Below are 20978 nucleotides of genomic sequence, written 5' to 3' on the forward strand. Positions count from 1 at the left end.
ATTTCTTACATTCGCCCATTTCGGACATTTGCTACCTACTCACCACCTTTTTGAACAAATGACCGCACGAAGTCCTCTGCGTTCTCCTCTAGGACGTCGTCGATTTCGTCCAGTACCGAGTCGACATCGTCGCTCAGCTTCTCCTGCCGCTCCTTGAGATCCTCGGAGCCCTGCGCTTCCTGCGCGGTCTCCTCGACCTCCTCGGTGGAACGCGTCGCCTTCTGCTGCCCGCCGTCGTTGTCCTTGGCTGCCATCTCTACCTCACCCCGCTCGCTCGGTTCGATGTCCTTGATCAGACCCTACAAGTGGGGTCCGACATTCGCGCCGTACTTCCACAACGCGCGGTCACCACCTCAATGATTCCCACCCGCCGGCCCTTTCAGCCGCCCGACAGCACCCGGACCAGATCTTCGGCCGTACGGCACCGGTCAAGAAGCTCCTTGACATGATTGCGTGTACCACGCAACGGTTCCAGGGTGGGTACCCGCTGGAGCGAGTCCCTCCCCGGCAGGTCGAAGATGACCGAGTCCCACGAGGCCGCCGCGACGTCGTCCGCGTACTGCTCAAGGCAGCGGCCGCGGAAGTAGGCACGGGTGTCCTCGGGAGGCTTCGTCTCGGCCCGTTCGACCGCGTCCTCGCCCAGCAGCCGCTTCATCCTGCCCCGGGCCACCAGCCGGTTGTAGAGGCCCTTCTCGGGGCGTACGTCGGCGTACTGGAGGTCCACCAGATGGAGTCTGGCCGCGTCCCAGTCCAGGCTGTCGCGGCGGCGGTAGCCCTCAAGGAGCTCCCGCTTGGCGATCCAGTCCAGCTCGCCCGACAGGCTCATCGGGTCGTTCTCCAGCCGGTTCAGCACGTCCTCCCAGCGGAACAGGACGTCCTTGGTCTGCTCGTCCGCGTCGGCGCCGTACCGCTCGTCGGTGTACTTGCGAGCCAGCTCGAAGTACTCCATCTGAAGCTGCACGGCGGTGAGGGTCCGGCCACTGCGGAGCGTGATCAGCCGCTTCAGCGTCGGGTCGTGCGAGACCTGGTGCAAGGTGCGCACCGGCTGCTCGATCGCCAGGTCCACCTTGATGAAGTCGTCCTCGATCATCGAAAGCACCAGGGCGGTCATGCCCAGTTTCAGGTACGTCGAGATCTCGGAGAGGTTCGCGTCGCCGATGATCACGTGCAGCCTGCGGTACTTTTCGGCGTCGGAGTGCGGCTCGTCGCGCGTATTGATGATGGGTCGCTTGAGGGTGGTTTCGAGACCGACCTCGACCTCGAAATAGTCGGCGCGCTGGCTGATCTGGAAGCCGTGCTCGTGGCCGTCCTGGCCGATTCCGACGCGGCCGGCACCGGTGATGACCTGCCGGGACACAAAGAACGGCGTCAGGTGGCGCACGATGTCCGAGAAGGGGGTCTCCCGCTTCATCAGATAGTTCTCGTGGGTGCCGTACGAGGCGCCCTTATTGTCGGTGTTGTTCTTGTACAGGTGGATCGGCTGGGCCCCGGGAAGCTGCGCCGCGCGCTCCGCGGCCTCCGCCATGATGCGCTCGCCCGCCTTGTCCCAGAGCACCGCGTCCAGCGGGTTGGTGACCTCCGGCGAGCTGAACTCGGGATGCGCGTGGTCGACGTACAACCGCGCGCCGTTGGTGAGGATGACATTGGCCAGGCCGATGTCCTCGTCGGTGAGCTGGCTGGAGTCGGCGGACTCGCGTGCGAGGTCGAAGCCCCGTGCGTCCCGCAGCGGGTTCTCCTCCTCGAAGTCCCAGCGGGCGCGGCGCGCCCGGTGCATCGCCGCCGCGTAGGCGTTGACGATCTGGGACGAGGTGAGCATGGCATTGGCGTTGGGGTGGCCGGGGACAGAGATGCCGTACTCCGTCTCAATGCCCATTACTCGCCGTACGGTCATGCGGCCCTCCTTGCCCGGCGCCGCCCCCGGACGGAGGCGACGCTCAAGTACCGCTGGTTGTCCGGTGCGTGTGCGGTGCCCGTCCCCGCACTGCGCGACCCGGCGGTACCGAAGAGCCTAGAACGCCCATGCGCTGGTGGGGAGATCAATTCCGTCATTGCTTGCTGCGGTCGAGGCGCGGGTCGCCGTGTCGGAGAAAGCAACCGGCTGCGGATGCCCGTGCAGGCACCCGCAGCCGGTCTGTGATCTACAGGTACTGCCCGGTGTTTGCCACCGTGTCGATGGAGCGCCCGGTGTCCGCACCCTGCTTTCCGGTGACGAGCGTGCGGATGAACACGATCCGCTCGCCCTTCTTGCCGGAGATCCGGGCCCAGTCGTCCGGGTTCGTGGTGTTCGGCAGGTCCTCGTTCTCCTTGAACTCGTCCACGCATGCCTGGAGGAGGTGGGAGACCCGAAGGCCCTTCTGGTTCTGGTCGAGGAAGGCCTTGATGGCCATCTTCTTGGCCCGGTCGACGATGTTCTGGATCATCGCGCCCGAGTTGAAGTCCTTGAAGTACAGGACTTCCTTGTCGCCGTTGGCGTACGTGACCTCAAGGAAGCGGTTCTCCTCGGTTTCGGCGTACATCTGCTCCACGACGGTCTGGATCATGCCGTGCACCGCGCCTTCCCTGGAGCCCGCGTTCTCGGCCAGGTCGTCGGAGTGCAGCGGGAGGCGGGACTTCAGGTACTTGGCGAAGATGTCCCTTGCCGCCTCGGCGTCCGGACGCTCGATCTTGATCTTCACGTCGAGCCGGCCCGGCCGCAGGATCGCCGGGTCGATCATGTCCTCGCGGTTGGAGGCGCCGATGACGATGACGTTCTCCAGGCCTTCCACGCCGTCGATCTCGGCGAGCAGCTGCGGGACGATGGTGTTTTCCACGTCCGAGCTGACACCGGAACCACGGGTGCGGAAGAGCGATTCCATTTCGTCGAAGAAGATGATGACGGGGGTACCCTCGCTCGCCTTCTCCCGGGCACGCTGGAAGACGAGGCGGATGTGCCGCTCGGTCTCACCGACGTACTTATTGAGGAGCTCCGGGCCCTTGATGTTGAGGAAGTAGCTCTTCCCCGTGGGCTGGCCGGTCACCTCGGCGACCTTCTTGGCAAGGGAGTTGGCGACGGCCTTGGCGATGAGCGTCTTGCCGCAGCCGGGCGGACCGTAGAGCAGGATGCCCTTCGGGGGGCGCAGTTCGTGCTCCTTGAAGAGGTCGGGGTAGAGGTAGGGCAGCTCGACCGCGTCGCGGATCAGCTCGATCTGGTTGCCCAGACCGCCGATCTTGTCGTAGTCGACGTCCGGAACCTCTTCGAGGACTAGATCCTCGACCTCGCTCTTCGGGATCACTTCGTAGACATAGCCGGACCTGGGTTCGAGCAGCAGGGCGTCGCCGGGGCGGATGGTTACGTCCAGCAGCGGCTCGGCGAGCCGCACCACCCTCTCCTCGTCGGTGTGCCCGACCACCAGGGCGCGCTCGCCGTCCTCAAGGACTTCCTTGAGGGTGACGATGTCGCCGGCGCGCTCGTACTCCATGGCCTCGACCACGTTGAGCGCCTCATTGAGCATGAGCTCCTGGCCACGCCGGAGCTCTTCGAGCTCCACACTGGGACTGACATTGACCCGGAGCTTTCGGCCACCGGTGAAAATGTCGGCGGTGCCGTCCTCGTTGGCGAGCAGGAAGACACCGAAGCCGGCCGGCGGCTGCGCGAGCCGGTCGACTTCCTCCTTGAGGGCCACGATCTGGTCGCGGGCCTCTCTCAGCGTGTTGGCGAGCCGCTCGTTCTGCGCGGACACGCCTGCCAGATTTGTCTGCAGCTCGACGATCCGCTCTTCGAGAATCCTCGTATGACGCGGAGAGTCGGCGAGCTTGCGGCGCAGGACGGCGATTTCCTGCTCGAGATAGGCAACCTGTCCGGCGGGGTCCTCGGACCCTCGCGCGGACCGGATGCCGCGGTTGATGTCGTCGTCGTGGGCTGCCACGGTCCTCACCTCCTCCAAGGGGAGCTGGACGCTTCCTGACCCTACCTGGGCGGGTGCTTGTTGAAACCCCTAGATCACAAAGACGGTCGGGGTGTGTCCGATCTTCACCCTTGCGTACTCCCTCACGTCAGAGGAATACCCACCCATCAACATCGGAAAGCGGCCGGTTGTATCGTCGAAGTGTTCAACACCCGTCAAGGGCGGCTCCAATTGCTACAACCACGCAGGAAACGGCAGGAGAAATGACCGTGCAGCAGAAGGCTCCCACCGACGACGGTGCGCAGACCGGCGACCCGCTAGAGGTGTGGATCGACCAGGACCTCTGCACCGGCGACGGCATCTGCGTGCAGTACGCCCCCGATGTCTTCGAGCTGGACATCGACGGTCTGGCGTACGTGAAGAGCTCGGACGACGAGCTCCTGCAGAATCCGGGCGCCACCGCGCCCGTACCGCTGACGCTGCTGCAGGATGTCGTCGACTCGGCCAAGGAGTGCCCCGGCGACTGCATTCATGTACGTCGAGTTTCGGACAGCGTCGAGGTGTTCGGCCCCGACGCCCCGTAGCGGTTCACACAGCCCCCGACGCCCCGTGCTGGTTCACATACTCCGCGCGTCCGGCCGGGTGGCTCGTACGAACTTGTCGCCCTGCCACTGCCACTTGACCTTTTCCTGCTCGTCCGGACAGCAGCGGGGTACGTCCGGTGACGAGTAGCCGAGAAGGGTCGCGGAGACCGTCCCCTGCCGTACGGCGAAGTCCGTGACGCTCAGCCGGTCCGCCGGGTCGACCAGTGTCGCCACGACGCGGGCGGGCCGAGTGAGGACGTAGATGCCGCTCGGTGGCGTGCCGGAGCCCGACTCGCAGCGCACGACCGCCACGGTCTCGGGCCTGCGGTCGCCGTCGAGGTCGGCCGAGCCCTGTTTCACCACGATGCTCTTGGCTCCCCCGCACTCCAGTGGATAGACGGCGGCGGAGGCGTCGGGTGCGGCGGTGGGCGCTTCGGCGCTCGCCGGCCCGGGGCCCGGGGCGGTCTGGGAGGCGGTGGCGGCTCCGGGCTGCAGCAGCCCGGCCGCGGCGACGACCGCGCACATCGCGGCGGCCGTGGCCAGCCAGTGCACGGGGCGGGGCCGGGTGTGCGCGAGGTCCGGGACGACGGAGGTCTGCACGCGGGATGTCTCCTGTGGGGCAGTCCGGTGGGGTGGCGAGCATCGTGCCACATGTCACAGCCGGGCGCAGCGGCGGGGTCGCAGGGACTTCTGGGACTTCTGACGGGAGGTCCGGCGGGGGCGGGCAACGGAAAAGCGCCGCCGCCCAGTTCCCCGGTCGGTCGGAGAACTCAGCGGCGGCGCTTGCTTGTTGGCGGATCAGCCTCGGGAGGCCGACCCGCTTTCGCTTCCGGGGCCCGTGTAGTCGTCGCCGTACGAGCCCTTGGAGGGGCGGCGGCGGCGCAGCGGGGGCTCCACGCCGTCCGCGAGGCGGCGGGCGGTGAGCAGGAAGCCGGTGTGGCCGATCATCCGGTGGTCCGGACGGACGGCCAGGCCCTCGACGTGCCAGTTGCGGACCATCGATTCCCAGGCGGCCGGCTCGTTGAACGTGCCGTGCTCGCGGATCGACTCGACGGTGCGGGCGAGCTGGGTGGTCGTCGCGACGTAGGCGCAGAGGATGCCGCCGGGGACGAGTGCCTTGGAGACGACATCAAGACATTCCCAGGGAGCGAGCATGTCGAGGATTACCCGGTCGACCTCGGTGTCGGACAGGTTGTCCTGGAGGTCGCCGACTGTGAGCTGCCAGGCGGGGTGCGGGCCGCCGAAGTAGCGCTCGACGTTCTGCGTGGCGATCTTGGCGAAGTCTTCGCGGCGCTCGTAGGAGTGCAGCATGCCCTGGTCACCGACGGCCCGCAGCAGGAAGCTGCTGAGCGAGCCGGAGCCCACACCTGCTTCGACGACGCGGGCGCCGGCGAAGATGTCGGCGAAGGCCAGGATCTGCCCCGCGTCCTTGGGGTAGACCACGGCGGCGCCGCGGGGCATGGACAGGACATAGTCGGGGAGCAGGGGGCGCAGCGCAAGGTAGGCGACGTTCCCCGTGGTACGGACAACATTGCCCTCGGGGAGGCCGATCAGCTCGTCGTGGGAGAAGGAACCCTTGTGGGTGTGGAAATTCTTCCCGGCTTCGAGCGTGAACGTGTGGTGGCGTCCCTTGGGGTCTGTGAGCTGGACCTGGTCCCCGACCTTGAGGGGCCCGCGTCGGCGGGCGGCACCGGTCGGTTCGGACATGTGACCAGACTACCGGCCTTTTTGAGGGCCTGTTCACCCCGGCCGCCCGCCCGCACGTGCGGGCGGACCTGGGGTCCTTCAGGACTGCGGCCTGGCCATGGCCGCGACGAAGGCGCGTTCCACGTCGGCGGTGGACAGGACGCCGTAGATCTCGCCGGTCTCCTCGACCACGAGGTACTCGGTGGCCGGGGAGGCCCTGAGGCGCTCCAGGAGGGCTTCGCCCGCCAGTTCGGCGGGGACCATCATGTCCTCCGTGAGGTCCTGCGCAAGGCCGCTCACCGCCACCCAGGGGCGGCGGTGCTCGGGTACGCCGGCGATGGCCGCCTCGCGGACGACCGCGGTGGGCTCGCCCTGGCCGTCGACGACGACCAGCGCGCGGGCGCCGGACTCGTTGGCGCGGCGCAGCGCCTCGGAGAGGGGGGTGGCGGACTCGACGGGGACGGCGCGCCGGGTGAGTGTGCGGGCGCGCAGGTCGGGGAGGTGTTCGCGCAGCCGGGCCATGCGCAGGCTGTTGCCTGCGCCGGTCCAGATGATGGCGGCGAGGATGGCGGCGAGCAGCGCGTCGGTGACGGTTTCCATGCCGCCGATGTCCGCGGTGGAGTTCCCGAGGGCGCCGGTGTGGGTGAGCAGCGGGAGGCCGATGAGGACGCTGACGGCGAGGGCCCGGCCGACCCAGGCGGCGGCGACGGTGCCGCTCATCGGGTTTCCGGTGATCTTCCAGATGACGGCGCGAAGCATCCGACCGCCGTCGAGGGGCAGGCCGGGCAGCAGGTTGAAGGCGGCCACGATCAGGTTGGAGATCATCAGGCCGGCCAGCAGGACGCCGGGGACGGTGCCCGGGTCGACGGCCTTCATGCCCGCGTAGAAGACGCCGGACAGTACGAGGGAGAGCAGCGGGCCGACGAAGGCGAGGATGAATTCGCGTCCCGGGGTCTCGGACTCCTTCTCGATCTCCGAAACGCCGCCGAAGAACTGGAGCTGGATGCGGCGCACCGGCAGTTTGAAGCGCAGGGCCGCGACGGTGTGGGCCAGTTCGTGGACGAGCACCGAGGCGTAGAAGGCGACGGCGAAGAAGAGCGCGACCAGGTAGCGGAGGTTGCCCAACTCGGGGAGTACGCGGTCGAGCTGGCCGCCGAAGACCCAGGTGATGAGCGCCGCGACGAGGAACCAGCTGGGCGCGACGTACACCGGCACGCCGAAGGGACGGCCCATCAGGAGGCCGCCGCCCGGTTCCCGGGGGCGCTGCGGTTTGCCGCCGTCGGGCGAGGCGCCGGGGCGCTTGCCCCCTGCGCCGGACTGCGGCTGTCCGCTCTCGCCGCTCTCGTCCACGGTGTCCCTTCGTTCGGTCGTCACGCTTCACATGCGGATCGCTCGGTGCTTCGCTTCCCGCCGGGGCGGTCGGCCCTACGATCATGCGGGTCGGGTACGTCTGTCGTCGATGGTATGCGGCTCGCTGTCAGTGGCGGGTCGTAGGGTCTGAGTCATGACTACGAGTACCGGTCGGGCCGATGCTGCCCAGCGCCCCATGTCGCTGTCCCCTTCGCGGGCGAGCGACTTCATGCGGTGTCCGCTGCTGTACCGGTTCCGGGTGATCGACAAGCTGCCCGAGAAGCCGAGTGAGGCGGCGACGCGCGGCACGCTGGTGCATGCGGTGCTGGAGCGGCTCTTCGACGATCCGGCGACCGAGCGTACGGCGCCGCGGGCCAGGGCGATGGTCCCCGGGCAGTGGGACCGGTTGCTGGAGTCCAAGCCCGAGCTGGTCGAGCTGTTCGCGGAGGATCCGCAGGGCGAGCGGTTGTCGCGCTGGTTGGCGCAGGCGGAGGAGCTGGTCGAGCGGTGGTTCACGCTGGAGGACCCGACGCGCCTGGAGCCGGCGGAGCGTGAGCTGTTCGTCGAGACGGAGCTGCAGTCGGGCCTGCGGCTGCGCGGCATCATCGACCGGGTGGATGTGACGCCGTCGGGCGATGTGCGGGTCGTCGACTACAAGACGGGCAAGGCGCCGCGGCCGGAGTATGCCGAGGGTGCGCTGTTCCAGATGAAATTCTACGCGCTGGTGATCTGGCGGTGGAAGGGCGTGGTGCCGCGCCGGCTCCAGCTGGTGTATCTGGGCAGTGGTGATGTGCTGACGTACGACCCGGTCGCAGAGGATCTGGAGCGGGTGGAGCGCAAGCTGCTCGCGCTGTGGGACGCGATCAAGGAGGCCACCGAGACGGGTGAGTGGCTGCCGCGCAGGACGAAGCTGTGCGGGTGGTGCGACTACCAGGCTGTATGTCCGGAATTCGGCGGCACTCCCCCGGTGTATCCGCTGTCGTTGCGCCCGGCCGAATCGGCCGGGGAGGACCAGGGCAGAATGGGCCCGGTCTAGAGAAGGAGAACCTGTGGCTATCCGCGTCCTACTGGTCGACGACCAGCCGCTGCTGCGCACCGGCTTCCGGATGATTCTGGAGGCCGAGCAGGACCTCGCGGTCGTCGGCGAGGCCGGAGACGGTCTGCAGGCGCTCGACCAGGTCCGGGCGCTGCAGCCCGATGTGGTCCTGATGGACATCCGGATGCCGCGGATGGACGGGGTCGAGGCGACCCGTCAGATCACCGGGCCGGGCCGTGACGGCCCGGCGAAGGTGCTGGTGCTGACGACCTTCGACCTCGACGAGTATGTGGTGGAGGCGCTGCGGGCGGGCGCCAGTGGGTTCCTGCTGAAGGACGCGCCCGCCAATGAGCTCGTTCAGGCGATCCGGGTGGTCGCGGCCGGTGAGGCGATGCTGGCGCCGAGCATCACGCGTCGGCTGCTCGACAAGTACGCCGATCATCTGCCGTCGGGTGAGGAGCAGACGCCCGACACTCTGCACACATTGACCGAGCGCGAGGTCGAGGTCCTCAAGCTGGTGGCCCGTGGGCTGTCCAATGCGGAGATCGCCGCGGATCTCTTCGTCAGCGAGACCACGGTCAAGACCCATGTCGGTCATGTGCTGACCAAGCTGGGGCTGCGCGACCGCGTGCAGGCCGCGGTGTACGCGTACGAGAGCGGGCTGGTCAGGCCCGGCGCCCAGTAGCGGACCGCCGGGCCCGGTGAGCGGGTTCGGCAGCAGAAACGCCTGCGGGGACCGACGGTGTCGGTCCCCGCAGGCGTTTCCGTCAGGCGGTTGCGTCAGGCCTTGCTGATTTCCCAGAAGCGGAAGACGGTCGAGGCGTCGAGGGTCCATTCCAGACCCGCAATGCCGTCGTGCGCCACGGCGTACTGCTTGCCCTGCCACAGCGGGAGGATCGGCAGCTCGGCGGCGACGATGTCCTGGAGCTTGCCGAAGTCCTCCTCGACCGTGGTGCGGTCGGCGGCGGCGGCGGTGTCCGGGATGATCCGGCCGGTGATCTCTTCGTTCTCGAAGTTGTTGCCGAGGACGTTGTCCTTGTCGAAGAACGGCTGGGTGAAGTTGTCCGGGTCCGGATAATCGGGGACCCAGCCCTTCACGTACACGCCGTACCTGCCGGCCGCGATGTCCTTCTCGTACTGCTCGGTCTCGACCGACTTGACCGTCGCGTCGAAGAGCCCGCTCGTGTTGAGCTGCTTGGCTATCGCCTCGAACTCCTGGACCGTGGCGGGTCCGTAGCGGCTCGGCGTGGCCCAGAGCGTGAGCTTGACCTTGCCGTTGATGCCCGCGTTCCGCAGCGCCTTGGCGGCCTTGGCCGGCTGCGGGCTGCCGCCGTAGGTGTCGAAGAACGCCGTGTTGTGGGCGCCGATGCCGGCCGGGACGATCGAGTACAGCGGGGTGGCAGTGGACTGGTAGACGTCGCGTACCAGTGCGTCGCGGTCGACGAGGTAGGCGATGGCCTTGCGCACGCCGAGCTTGCCGACGATCGGGTCGTTCACGTTGAAGACCAGGTGCTGGACCTCGGCGCTGGTGCCTTCGACGACCTCGACGTCCTTGTCGCTGCTGTCCGTCGACGTTTCGAGCTCCGCGATGTCCCCGGCGGTGAGGCCTCGGTAGGCGAGGTCGATCTCGCGCTTCTTGAACGACGCGGCCAGGGCCTTCTGGTCACCGTGGAAGAACTTCATGGTGACGCCGTTGTTCTTCGTCTCGGCGGTGCCCCGGTAGCTCTCGTTGACCGAGAAGCCGGCTTCCGTCTCGCCGAAGGAGTCCAGCTTGTACGGGCCCGATCCGACGGCCTTGTTGTCGGTGCGCAGCTCGTCGAAGGCGTACTCGGTGTGGTCGACGATGGATCCCGCGCCCGAGGCGATCTTGCTCGGGAAGGTGGCGTCCGGGACCTTGAGGTTGAAGACGACGGTCTTGTCGTCGGGGGTCTCGATCGTGTCGATCGTGGAGAGCATGACCGGCGCGGGGCCGGCCTTGTCGTTGATCTTCAGTGCGCGCTCGAAGGAGTACTTGACGTCCTTCGAGGCCAGCGTGTTGCCGTTGCTGAACTTCAGCCCCTCGCGCAGTGTGCAGCGGAAGATGGTGCTGCTGCCGTTGTCGAAGCCGCACTTCTCGGCGGCCTCGGGCTGCGGAACCGAGCTGCCCTTGGGGAAGCTGAGCAAGGACTGGAAGACGTTGTTGAACAGCAGCCAGGATCCCGGGTCGTAGCCCGAGGCGGGGTCGGTGGCCAGCACCTCGTCCGACATCCCCATGACGACCGCGTCGCCGGTGTTCCCGGAGCCGCCTTCATCGGTGCCGCAGCCGCCGAGCAGACCTGCTGCCAGACCCACCGCGAGCGGGGTTGTCAGCCACTGGTTACGAGTTTTCACAGAACTTGCCTCACTGATTACCGAATGCTTTTACCGAATTGCCCACCGGCCGCGAGATCTTCGCGACCGGGTACTGCCCGCATCGTCAGACGCCGCGGCCCAACTCCCACAGCTGCAGATCCGCGGAGCTGGTGACCGACCACTCGACTCCGGTGACGTCGTCGCGCGCGGCGACGTACTGCTTGCCCTGCCACAGCGGCAGCAGCGGCACGTCGTTGGCGACGATTTCCTGGATCCGCTCGAACGGCGCGGACGCCGCGCCCCGGTCCGCGGCGCTCCGCGACTCGGGGATGAGCTTGGTGCGGATCTCACTGTTCACGTACGGGCTGTTGAGGAAGTTGCCCTCGTCCAGGAACGGTGCGACATAGCTGTCGGCGTCCGGGAAGTCGGGGAACCAGCCCATGCCGTAGACCGCGTAGTCGCCGCGGTTCTGGTTCTCCCGGAACTTCGTCCACTCGGTGCCCTTGATGTCGACGTCGAAGAGCGCGCTGGCGTTGAGCTGCTCCTTGAGCACCTCGAACTCCTTCTCCGTGGCCACACCGTAGTGGTCGGTGGTGTAGTTCAGGGTGAACTTCACCGGGGTGCTGATGCCGGCCGCGCTCAGCATGTTCGCGGCCTTCTTGCGGTTCGGCTCGCCGTACTTGTTGAAGAAGGAGTTCTGGTGGCCCGCGATGCTGGCCGGGATGTTCGAGTACAGCGGCTCGGCGGTGGCCGGGTAGACCTTGCCCGCGAGCTCGCCGCGGTCGATGATGGCAGCCATCGCCTGGCGCACCGCCTTGTCCTTCACCGGGGCTTTGTCGGTGGTGAAGCCCAGGTAGCGGATCTCCAGGCCGGGCATCTCGACGAGGTCGATGCCCTCCTCCTGGTTCTCCGACATCCGCTCGATCTGCTCGGGCGTCAGGGTCCGGGTCATCATGCTGATCTCGCCGTCCTTGAGCGCCTTCTCCATCGCGTCGGCGTCCGGGAACGAGCGTAGCTCGACCTTGTCGTTGAGTACCTTCAAGTCACCCTGGTAGTCGGGGTTCTTGGTGAAGACGGCGCTGGTGACCTTGTTGCCCTTGGTCTCGGCCTTCACGGTGTACGGGCCGGAGGCGCTGATCTCGAAGCCGTCGCGGACCTTGGTGGCTTCGTACGCCTTGGGGTCGACGATGCCTGCGGCGGGCGTCGAGAGCTTGTACGGGAACGTGGCGTCCGGCGTCTTCAGGTGGAAGACGATCTCGCTGTCGCCGTTGGTCTCGATCGTGTCGATGTTGGTCAGCAGGCCGCTCGGACCGCTGCTGTCCTTGATCTTCACCACGCGTTCGAGCGAGAACTTCACAACATCGGCGGTGATGGCCTCGCCGCCGGGGAACTTGAGTCCGCTGCGGAGCTTGCAGCGGAAGCTCTCGTTCTGCGTGTCGGTGAAGCCGCACCTGGAGGCCGCTTCGGGCACCGGCGCACCGCCGCCGCGCGGGATGCGCATCAGTGTCTGGACGGTCTGGCGCAGGATGTTCCAGACACCCGCGTCGTAGGCGAACGCGGGGTCGAAGGGCGCCGGAGTGTCCTTGGTGGCGGCGAACTGGTCCGTGGTACCCACAACAATGGCGTCGCCGCCCTCGCCGCCACTGCCCGTCGCGCCACACGCGGCCAGCACAGGAGCGAGCAGGCCGATTATGGCCGGCAGCACCAGAGTCTTGCGGTTCATCCTGGACGTTCTCCCTCATCCGGCACTGAGTTTCAGCGATTGCGGGACACTCCGCCGCGGCCACCCGGTCTGGGCGGGGCGATCGGGCCGGATGCAGTGCGTTGGGTTCCGTGGTGTCAGCAACTGGTCGAGTGCTGAGGCACGCGTTGATGCGGCGAAGTACTCACGACGAGATTAGTGGGAATCGCCCGGGAAGCAGGACCGGTGCACGACCGGGCTGTTTTCGGCTGGTGATCATGAAGGGCAGGATGACGTCGCCGGAGTGCGGGAATGATTCGTACACCGCTCCACCAATGCGGACACAAGGGTGCTGAAAACGGCTTCGTAGCGGCGATCGGGGACTCGCGCACACCTGCGCGGGGCTGCCAGCCCGTGACGAACATCACTCCGGGCGGGCTATTGATCACCCCTCTTTTCCCGCGCTCCACCCGGTACGGAAAAGCGCATTCCAATGCCGGGAGTTCCCGGCGCCATTCCGGAAAGCACTCTCGGTGAACGGTCAGTACATTCCCGTAATCAAGGTGCTGAGAAAAGCGAGGTCTACTTCTTCGAGCGAACCCACGACCACCCGGCCCCGCGCGGGCGCGATCGGGGCGACGGACGGCACCGCCACCACACGGCAGCCGGCAGCCTCCGCGGCGGCCACACCGGTCGCGGTGTCCTCGATGACCGCGCACTGCGTCGGGTCGGCCCCCAGCCGCATCGCGACGTGCAGATACGGGTCGGGGTGCGGCTTCGTGCGCGCCACCTCGTCGCCCGCGACGGTGAGGGTGAACTTGTCCGGGCCGAGCGACTCCAGGACCCGGTCGATGATGCGCCGGTGCGACGCGGAGACCAGGGCGGTGGGCATCGAGTGCGCGGCCAGCTCGGCGAGGAGGCGGGCGGCGCCCGGCATCAGCGGCACCCCGTGCCCGATGCGGGCCTCGAAGCGGTCGTTGAGCAGCACGGTGATTTCGGGGAGCGTGATGTCGGCGCCGGTGGCCTCGATGAGATATCCGGCGCTGCGGGTCATGGGCCCGCCGACGACCACGTCGCGCCACGACTCGTCCAGCACATGCCCGAGGTCGGCGAAGACCGCCACTTCGGCGTCCCACCAGAAGCCCTCGGTGTCGACCAGGGTGCCGTCCATGTCGAGGAAGACGGCCTGCAGGGCGGAGCCTTCGGCCATACGGGTACTGGGCGCGGGAACCGTACTGGTCATCCGGGCACACCTCCTTGAGGGACGAGAAGGCCGGTCACCCTCCCGGTGGGGAGGGCGGCCGGCCTGCACTGGACGGACCAGTGTACGACTCAACCGCTCAACGCGCGTTGAAGTATTTCGCCTCGGGGTGGTGGATGACGATCGCGTCGGTGGACTGCTCGGGGTGCAGCTGGAACTCCTCGGAGAGTTCGACACCGATCCGCTCGGGCTTCAGGAGGTCGGAGATCTTCGCGCGGTCCTCCAGGTTGGGGCAGGCTCCGTAGCCGAGCGAGAAGCGCGCGCCGCGGTACTTGAGCGCGAACATGTCCTGCACGTCGGCGGGGTCCTCGCCCGAGAAGCCGAGTTCGGTGCGCACCCGCGCGTGCCAGTACTCGGCGAGCGCCTCGGCCAACTGCACGGACAGACCGTGCAGTTCGAGGTAGTCGCGGTAGGAGTTGGACTCGAACAGTTCGGCGGTGGCTCCGCCGATCTTCGAGCCGACGGTGACGATCTGCAGGCCGACGACGTCCGGCTCGCCGGACTCCTCCGGGCGGAAGAAGTCCGCCAGGCACAGGCGGCGGCCGCGGCGCTGGCGCGGGAAGGTGAAGCGGGTGCGCTCGGAGCCGTCCTCGTTGAGGAGGATCAGGTCGTCGCCCTTGGAGTGGCACGGGAAGTAGCCGTAGACGACCGCGGCCTCCAGCAGGTTCCTGGTGTGCAGCTGCTCCAGCCAGCCGCGCAGCCGCGGCCGGCCCTCGGTCTCCACCAGCTCTTCGTACGTCGGCCCGTCGCCGGCCCTGGCCTGCTTGAGGCCCCACTGGCCCTTGAAGAGCGCGCCCTCGTCGAGCCAGGAGGCGTACTCCTTGAGGCCGATTCCCTTGACGACGCGGGTGCCCCAGAACGGCGGGGTGGGCACCGGGTTGGTGATGCTCACATCGGAGCGGGCGGCGCCCTCTTCCTCGACTTCCTCGACGAGGGGGGTGTCGAGCTTGGCGACGCGGCGCTTCTTCAGTTCGGGCAGTACGGCGCCGGGGACACCCCGCTTGATGCCGATGAGCGTGTCCATCAGCCGTAGCCCTTCGAAGGCGTCGCGTGCGTAGCGGACTTCGCCCTCGTAGATCTCGTGCAGGTCCTGCTCGACGTACGCCCTGGTCAGCGCGGCTCCGCCGAGGATCACCGGGAAGTCGGCCGCCATTTTGCGCTGGTTGAGCTCCTGGAGGTTCTCCTTCATGATCACCGTGGACTTCACCAGCAGACCCGACATGCCGATGACGTCGGCGCGGTGTTCCTCGGCGGCTTCCAGGATCGCGGAGACGGGCTGTTTGATGCCGAGGTTGACGACGGTGTAGCCGTTGTTGGACAGGATGATGTCGACCAGGTTCTTGCCGATGTCATGGACGTCGCCGCGCACGGTGGCCAGCACGATGGTGCCCTTGCCGTCGTCGTCGGTCTTCTCCATGTGCGGCTCCAGATGCGCCACCGCGGTCTTCATCACCTCGGCGGACTGGAGCACGAACGGCAGCTGCATCTGACCGGAGCCGAACAGCTCACCGACCGTCTTCATGCCCTCAAGCAGCGTGTCGTTGACGATCGCCAGCGCCGGACGTGTCTGGAGCGCCTCGTCGAGGTCCGCCTGCAGGCCCTTCTTCTCACCGTCGATGATCCGGCGCTGAAGGCGCTCGCCCAGCGGCAGCGCGAGCAGTTCCTTGGCCTTGCCCGCCTTCATCGACTTGGTGTCGACGCCGTCGAAGAGTTCGAGGTAGCGCTGGAGCGGGTCGTAGCCTTCCGCGCGGCGGTCGTGGATGAGGTCGAGGGCGACGGAGACCTGCTCCTCCCCCAGCCGGGCGAGCGGGAGGATCTTCGACGCGTGCACGATCGCCGAATCCAGCCCCGCCTTCACACACTCGTCCAGGAAGACGGAGTTGAGGACGATGCGGGCGGCCGGGTTGAGGCCGAAGGAGATGTTGGACAGGCCCAGCGTGGTCTGTACGTCGGGGCGGCGGCGCTTGAGTTCGCGGATGGCCTCGATGGTGTTGACGCCGTCCTTGCGGGACTCCTCCTGCCCGGTGCAGATGGTGAACGTCAGGCAGTCGATGAGGATGTCGGACTCGTGGATGCCCCAGTTGCCGGTCAGGTCATTGATGATCCGCTCGGCGATGGCGACCTTGTGCTCGACCGAACGGGCCTGGCCCTCCTCGTCGATGGTCAGCGCCATCAGTGCCGCGCCGTGCTCCTTGGCCAGGGCGGTGACCTTCGCGAAGCGGGACTCGGGGCCGTCGCCGTCCTCGTAGTTGACCGAGTTGATGACGGCCCGCCCGCCGAGCTTCTCAAGACCGGCGCGCAGGACGTCGACCTCGGTGGAGTCGAGCACGAGGGGGAGCGTGGAGGCGGTGGCGAACCGTCCAGCGAGTTCGCGCATGTCGGCGACGCCGTCGCGGCCGACGTAGTCCACGCACAGGTCGAGCATGTGCGCGCCTTCGCGGATCTGGTCGCGGACCATCTCCACGCAGTCGTCCCAGCGGGCCTCCAGCATGGCATCGCGGAACTTCTTCGACCCGTTGGCGTTCGTCCGCTCCCCGATGGCCAGGAACGAAGTGTCCTGGCGGAAGGGAACGGTCTGGTAGAGGGAGGCCGCGCCGGGCTCGGGGTGCGCCCGGCGCTCGGCGGGCCGCAGGTCACGGACGCGCTCGACGACCTGGCGCAGATGCTCGGGCGTCGTACCGCAGCAGCCACCGACCAGCGAGAGACCGTATTCGTGTACGAACGTCTCCTGGGCGTCGGCGAGTTCACCGGCGGACAGCGGGTAGTGCGCGCCGTTCTTGCCGAGCACGGGCAGACCGGCATTGGGCATGCAGGAGATCGGGATGCGCGAGTGGCGGGCGAGGTAGCGCAGGTGCTCGCTCATCTCGGCGGGGCCGGTCGCGCAGTTCAGCCCGATCATGTCGATGCCCAGCGGCTCCAGCGCGGTCAGCGCCGCGCCGATCTCCGAGCCGAGGAGCATCGTGCCGGTGGTCTCGACGGTTACCGAGCAGATCAGCGGGAGGCTGACACCGGCGACGTCCATCGCACGCCGGGCGCCGATGATCGCGGACTTCGTCTGGAGCAGGTCCTGGGTCGTCTCCACCAGCAGCGCGTCCGCGCCGCCGGCGATCATGCCCTCGGCGTTCTGCTGGTACGCGTCCCGCAGGGTGATGTACGGGGCGTGCCCCAGCGTCGGCAGCTTCGTGCCCGGACCCATCGAGCCGAGCACCCAGCGCTGCTGCCCGGTGGAGACGGTGAACTCGTCCGCCACCTCACGCGCGATCCGCGCCCCGGCCTCCGACAGCTCGAAGACACGCTCGGGAATGTCGTACTCGGCAAGCGCCGCGTAGTTCGTACCGAAGGTATTCGTCTCCACACAGTCCACGCCGACCGCGAAATACTCCTCGTGCACCGAGCGCACGATGTCGGGCCGGGTGATGTTCAGGATCTCGTTGCAGCCCTCAAGCTGCTCGAAGTCCTCCATGGTCGGATCCTGCGCCTGAAGCATCGTGCCCATCGCCCCGTCCGCCACCACCACACGGGTGGCGAGCGCCTCGCGGAAGGCTGCTACTCGGGTACTGCTGCTGGCAGGCGTGGGGGTCGGCAACGAGGCCATGGAAGTGCTCCCTGAGGTGCGACGGCTGTCGGCTTTACGTCTTCCGGCGGAAGGCGCACCCGGCCAGGGTAGCTGTGGTGCCGTTCGCGCCGTGGAACGTCCCACGGGGCGGACGCGGTGGTGCGCGGTGGTGCGCGGTGACACTGAGTCGACATGAGCCGATACTGTTCAGCATTGTCGAACCGAGGCGGAGGAGGCAGAGCGGTGGCACGGCACATCCAGTCGCTTGAGCGGGCGGCCGCGATGCTGCGCCTGCTCGCCGGTGGCGAACGAAGGCTCGGCCTGTCCGAGGTGGCCTCCTCACTCGGCCTGGCCAAGGGCACCGCGCACGGCATTCTGCGCACCCTCCAGGCGGAGGGCTTCGTCGAACAGGACGCCGCGTCCGGCCGTTACCAGCTGGGCGCCGAGCTGCTCCGCCTGGGCAACAGCTACCTGGACGTGCACGAGCTGCGCGCCCGCGCGCTGGTGTGGACCGACGATCTGGCCCGGTCCAGCGGCGAGAGCGCCTATCTCGGCGTGCTGCACCAGCGGGGTGTGCTGGTCATCCACCACGTCTTCCGCCCGGACGACAGCAGGCAGGTGCTTGAGGTGGGGGCGATGCAGCCGCTGCACTCCGCAGCCCTGGGCAAGGTCCTCTCCGCGTACGACCCCGTGGCGCACAACGAGGTCCTGGAGAACGACCGCGAGACCTTCACGCCGCGCACGATCACCGACGCGGTGGACTTCGAGGCCGTCCTGGATCTGACCAGGGCGCGCGGCTGGGCCGCCGACGTGGAAGAGACCTGGGTCGGGGTGGCCTCGATCGCCGCACCCATCCACGACCGGCGCAGGGTGCCCGTGGGCGCGGTCGGCATCACCGGTGCGGTGGAGCGGGTGTGCGAGAACGGGGAACTCCGTCCCGACCTGGTCGCCGCGGTGCGCGACTGCGCCCGTGCCGTCTCCCGGGATCTGGGCGCCGGGCGCTTCTGAGGCGCGTTCGGACATCTGCTGTCACTCTGGTAACGATCGCGACACTCGTCACAGAACTCTTGACGTGTGTCTTCACTGGAGGGAAAACTGCCGTTCATCGGTCGGCAATGCCGAACACCTACCGGCAATACGCGCTAGAGTGTGGCAACGCCAAGGGACCGGCTAGGCCCTCACCGAGGGCGCGGACCACCCGGAGGGACTCGGGTTCCGCCTTTTCCCTGGACGAAGGACAAAGGAGTCGCGGGTGTCCAGCTCCGACATCTTCATCGGCGAGATCATTGGTACCGCCGTACTCATCCTGCTCGGCGGTGGCGTCGTCGCCGCCGTCGTACTCAAGCGCTCGAAGGCGCAGAACGCCGGCTGGCTCGCCATCACCTTCGGGTGGGGCTTCGCCGTGCTGACCGCCGTGTACATGACGGGCAGCCTCTCCGGCGCCCACCTGAACCCGGCGGTCACGGTCGGAATCGCGATCAAGGACGGAGACTGGAGTAACGTTCCGGTCTACTTCGCGGGCCAGATGCTCGGCGCCATGATCGGCGCCGCTCTGGTCTGGATCGCGTACTACGGCCAGTTCCAGGCCCATCTCACGGACCCGGAGATCCTCGCGGCGCAGCCCGCCGTAGAGGGTCTGGTCGACCAGAAGGCCGCGCCCAAGGCCGGCCCGGTGCTCGGCATCTTCTCCACCGGTCCGGAAATCCGGAACGTCTGGCAGAACCTGGCCACCGAGGTCATCGGCACCACCGTGCTCGTTCTCGCGGTGCTCACCCAGGGTCTCAACGACAGCGGCAAGGGCCTCGGCGTTCTCGGCGCCCTCATCACCGCGCTCGTCGTTGTCGCCATAGGTCTGTCGCTCGGCGGCCCGACCGGCTACGCGATCAACCCGGCCCGCGACCTGGGCCCGCGCATCGTGCACGCCCTGCTGCCGCTGCCGAACAAGGGCGGCTCCGACTGGGGCTACGCCTGGATCCCCGTCGTCGGCCCACTGGCCGGCGGAGCGCTCGCCGCGGGGATCTACCAACTCGCGTTCGCCTGAGCCGACCGGCCGACCCTCTAGACCTCCGGGAGCACACCGTGACCGACGCACACACCACCGGCCCGTTCATCGCGGCCATCGACCAGGGCACCACCTCCAGCCGCTGCATCGTCTTCGACAAGGACGGCCGCATCGTCGCGGTCGACCAGAAGGAGCACGAGCAGATCTTCCCCAAGCCCGGCTGGGTGGAGCACGACGCGACCGAGATCTGGACCAACGTCCAGGAAGTCGTCGCGAGCGCCATCGAGAAGGCGGGCATCACGCCCGACGACGTCAAGGCGATCGGCATCACCAACCAGCGTGAGACCACGCTGATGTGGGACAAGAACACCGGTGAGCCCGTCCACAACGCCATCGTCTGGCAGGACACCCGCACCGACGCGCTCTGTAAGGAGCTCGGCCGCAATGTCGGCCAGGACCGCTTCCGCCGCGAGACCGGCCTGCCGCTGGCCAGCTACTTCTCCGGCCCGAAGGTCCGCTGGCTGCTCGACAACGTCGACGGCCTGCGCAAGCGCGCCGAGGACGGCGACGTCCTCTTCGGCACCATGGATTCCTGGATCATCTGGAACCTGACCGGTGGCACCGACGGCGGCGTCCACGTCACGGACGTCACCAACGCCTCCCGCACGCTGCTCATGAACCTGCAGGAGATGCAGTGGGACGAGAAGATCGTGCAGTCCATGGGCATCCCGGCGGCCGTGCTGCCGGAGATCCGTTCCTCCTCCGAGGTGTACGGCGTCGCCAAGAGCGGCCCGCTGGCGGGTGTACCCGTCGCCTCCGCGCTCGGTGACCAGCAGGCGGCCCTCTTCGGCCAGACCTGCTTCGCCCAGGGCGAGGCGAAGTCGACGTACGGCACCGGCACGTTCATGCTCATGAACACCGGCAACACGCCCGTCAACTCGTACAACGGCCTGCTGACGACCGTCGGTTACCAGATCGGCGACCAGAAGCCCGTCTACGCCCTCGAAGGCTCGATCGCCGTCACCGGTGCGCTCGTCCAGTGGATGCGCGACCAGATGGGCCTGATCAAGAGCGCCGCCGAGATCGAGACGCTGGCCTCCTCCGTCGAGGACAACGGTGGCGCGTACTTCGTGCCCGCCTTCTCCGGCCTCTTCGCCCCGTACTGGCGTCCCGACGCCCGCGGTGTGATCGCCGGTCTCACCCAGTACGTCACCAAGGCGCACATCGCCCGCGCCGTTCTTGAGGCCACTGCCTGGCAGACCCGCGAGATCAGTGACGCCATGACCAAGGACTCCGGCGTCGAGCTGACCGCACTCAAGGTCGACGGCGGTATGACCTCCAACAACCTGCTGATGCAGACCCTCTCGGACTTCCTGGACGCACCCGTGGTGCGCCCGATGGTCGCCGAGACGACCTGCCTCGGCGCCGCCTATGCCGCCGGCCTGGCCGTCGGCTTCTGGTCCAACACCGACGAACTGCGCGCCAACTGGCGCAGGGCCGCCGAGTGGACCCCCCGCATGGACGCGGACACCCGCGACCGCGAGTACAAGAGCTGGCTCAAGGCCGTAGAGCGGACCATGGGCTGGATCGAGGACGAGGAGTAAAAA

Annotated in this window: 16 protein-coding genes; 6 read left to right on the forward strand and 10 right to left on the reverse strand. The window is 67.7% G+C overall.

Annotation, left to right across the window (positions count from 1 at the left end; all coding sequences use genetic code 11):
- Positions 1-35: 35 nt before the first annotated feature.
- The 3 genes from ABCR94_RS20880 to arc all read right to left on the reverse strand — a co-directional run bounded on the left by ABCR94_RS20880 (position 36) and on the right by arc (position 3905).
- Complete coding sequence (locus tag ABCR94_RS20880) at positions 36-254, reverse strand: ubiquitin-like protein Pup (RefSeq protein WP_347121103.1); 219 nt, start codon at positions 252-254, stop codon at positions 36-38.
- A 125-nt stretch (positions 255-379) separates the two neighbouring features.
- On the reverse strand, positions 380-1891 hold the full coding sequence (gene dop / locus ABCR94_RS20885) for a depupylase/deamidase Dop (RefSeq protein ID WP_347121105.1): 1512 nt from the start codon (positions 1889-1891) through the stop codon (positions 380-382).
- A 247-nt stretch (positions 1892-2138) separates the two neighbouring features.
- On the reverse strand, positions 2139-3905 hold the full coding sequence (gene arc, locus ABCR94_RS20890; protein ID WP_347121106.1) for a proteasome ATPase: 1767 nt from the start codon (positions 3903-3905) through the stop codon (positions 2139-2141).
- Positions 3906-4147: 242 nt separating this feature from the next.
- Between arc and ABCR94_RS20895 the strand changes: the two genes are divergently transcribed.
- A complete protein-coding gene (locus tag ABCR94_RS20895; protein ID WP_347121107.1) occupies positions 4148-4468 on the forward strand; it encodes a ferredoxin in 321 nt (106 codons plus the stop codon).
- A gap of 33 nt (positions 4469-4501) precedes the next feature.
- Here ABCR94_RS20895 and ABCR94_RS20900 read toward each other — a convergent pair whose 3' ends face one another.
- From ABCR94_RS20900 to ABCR94_RS20910, 3 genes are all read right to left on the reverse strand, one after another.
- Positions 4502-5068, reverse strand: coding sequence for a hypothetical protein (locus ABCR94_RS20900; protein WP_347121108.1), 567 nt, complete (start codon positions 5066-5068; stop codon positions 4502-4504).
- 198 nt (positions 5069-5266) lie between these two features.
- Positions 5267-6175, reverse strand: coding sequence for a tRNA (adenine-N1)-methyltransferase (locus tag ABCR94_RS20905; protein WP_347121110.1), 909 nt, complete (start codon positions 6173-6175; stop codon positions 5267-5269).
- Between the two features lie 78 nt (positions 6176-6253).
- On the reverse strand, positions 6254-7504 hold the full coding sequence (locus ABCR94_RS20910; protein ID WP_347121394.1) for a site-2 protease family protein: 1251 nt from the start codon (positions 7502-7504) through the stop codon (positions 6254-6256).
- Positions 7505-7658: 154 nt separating this feature from the next.
- Between ABCR94_RS20910 and ABCR94_RS20915 the strand changes: the two genes are divergently transcribed.
- Together ABCR94_RS20915 and ABCR94_RS20920 are read left to right on the forward strand one after the other, a co-directional pair.
- On the forward strand, positions 7659-8540 hold the full coding sequence (locus ABCR94_RS20915; protein ID WP_347121112.1) for a RecB family exonuclease: 882 nt from the start codon (positions 7659-7661) through the stop codon (positions 8538-8540).
- Positions 8541-8553: 13 nt separating this feature from the next.
- The gene (locus ABCR94_RS20920) at positions 8554-9225 is read left to right on the forward strand and encodes a response regulator (RefSeq protein ID WP_347121113.1); all 672 of its coding nucleotides are present in this window, start codon (positions 8554-8556) and stop codon (positions 9223-9225) included.
- Between the two features lie 95 nt (positions 9226-9320).
- Here the strand turns inward: ABCR94_RS20920 and ABCR94_RS20925 are convergent, their stop codons facing one another.
- The 4 genes from ABCR94_RS20925 to metH form a co-directional block, all read right to left on the reverse strand.
- Entirely contained in the window at positions 9321-10910 is a 1590-nt protein-coding gene (locus ABCR94_RS20925; protein WP_347121114.1) for an ABC transporter substrate-binding protein, read from the reverse strand.
- An 85-nt stretch (positions 10911-10995) separates the two neighbouring features.
- On the reverse strand, positions 10996-12594 hold the full coding sequence (locus tag ABCR94_RS20930; RefSeq protein WP_347121116.1) for an ABC transporter substrate-binding protein: 1599 nt from the start codon (positions 12592-12594) through the stop codon (positions 10996-10998).
- Between the two features lie 499 nt (positions 12595-13093).
- Entirely contained in the window at positions 13094-13795 is a 702-nt protein-coding gene (locus ABCR94_RS20935; protein ID WP_347121118.1) for an HAD family hydrolase, read from the reverse strand.
- A 97-nt stretch (positions 13796-13892) separates the two neighbouring features.
- Entirely contained in the window at positions 13893-17408 is a 3516-nt protein-coding gene (gene metH, locus ABCR94_RS20940; RefSeq protein ID WP_347121119.1) for a methionine synthase, read from the reverse strand.
- Positions 17409-17612: 204 nt separating this feature from the next.
- Here metH and ABCR94_RS20945 point away from each other — a divergent pair, with 204 nt between their 5' ends.
- From ABCR94_RS20945 to glpK, 3 genes are all read left to right on the forward strand, one after another.
- Positions 17613-18377: an IclR family transcriptional regulator gene (locus tag ABCR94_RS20945; protein WP_347121120.1), complete on the forward strand. Its 765-nt coding sequence runs from the start codon at positions 17613-17615 to the stop codon at positions 18375-18377.
- Between the two features lie 244 nt (positions 18378-18621).
- Complete coding sequence (locus tag ABCR94_RS20950) at positions 18622-19410, forward strand: MIP/aquaporin family protein (RefSeq protein ID WP_347121122.1); 789 nt, start codon at positions 18622-18624, stop codon at positions 19408-19410.
- A gap of 38 nt (positions 19411-19448) precedes the next feature.
- On the forward strand, positions 19449-20975 hold the full coding sequence (gene glpK, locus ABCR94_RS20955; RefSeq protein ID WP_347121124.1) for a glycerol kinase GlpK: 1527 nt from the start codon (positions 19449-19451) through the stop codon (positions 20973-20975).
- The last annotated feature ends 3 nt before the right edge of the window (positions 20976-20978 follow it).

Origin of the sequence: Streptomyces changchenzhani, assembly GCF_039766235.1 — a bacterium.
Classification (GTDB): Bacteria; Actinomycetota; Actinomycetes; order Streptomycetales; family Streptomycetaceae; genus Streptomyces.

Excerpts from the sequence above, each read along its gene's own strand:
- ABCR94_RS20880 (WP_347121103.1), bottom strand. The coding sequence starts at position 254 with ATGGCAGCCAAGGACAACGACGGCGGGCAGCAGAAGGCGACGCGTTCC.
- dop (WP_347121105.1), bottom strand. The coding sequence starts at position 1,891 with ATGACCGTACGGCGAGTAATGGGCATTGAGACGGAGTACGGCATCTCT.
- ABCR94_RS20895 (WP_347121107.1), top strand. The coding sequence starts at position 4,148 with ATGACCGTGCAGCAGAAGGCTCCCACCGACGACGGTGCGCAGACCGGC.
- ABCR94_RS20905 (WP_347121110.1), bottom strand. The coding sequence starts at position 6,175 with ATGTCCGAACCGACCGGTGCCGCCCGCCGACGCGGGCCCCTCAAGGTC.
- ABCR94_RS20915 (WP_347121112.1), top strand. The coding sequence starts at position 7,659 with ATGACTACGAGTACCGGTCGGGCCGATGCTGCCCAGCGCCCCATGTCG.
- ABCR94_RS20930 (WP_347121116.1), bottom strand. The coding sequence starts at position 12,594 with ATGAACCGCAAGACTCTGGTGCTGCCGGCCATAATCGGCCTGCTCGCT.
- ABCR94_RS20935 (WP_347121118.1), bottom strand. The coding sequence starts at position 13,795 with ATGACCAGTACGGTTCCCGCGCCCAGTACCCGTATGGCCGAAGGCTCC.
- metH (WP_347121119.1), bottom strand. The coding sequence starts at position 17,408 with ATGGCCTCGTTGCCGACCCCCACGCCTGCCAGCAGCAGTACCCGAGTA.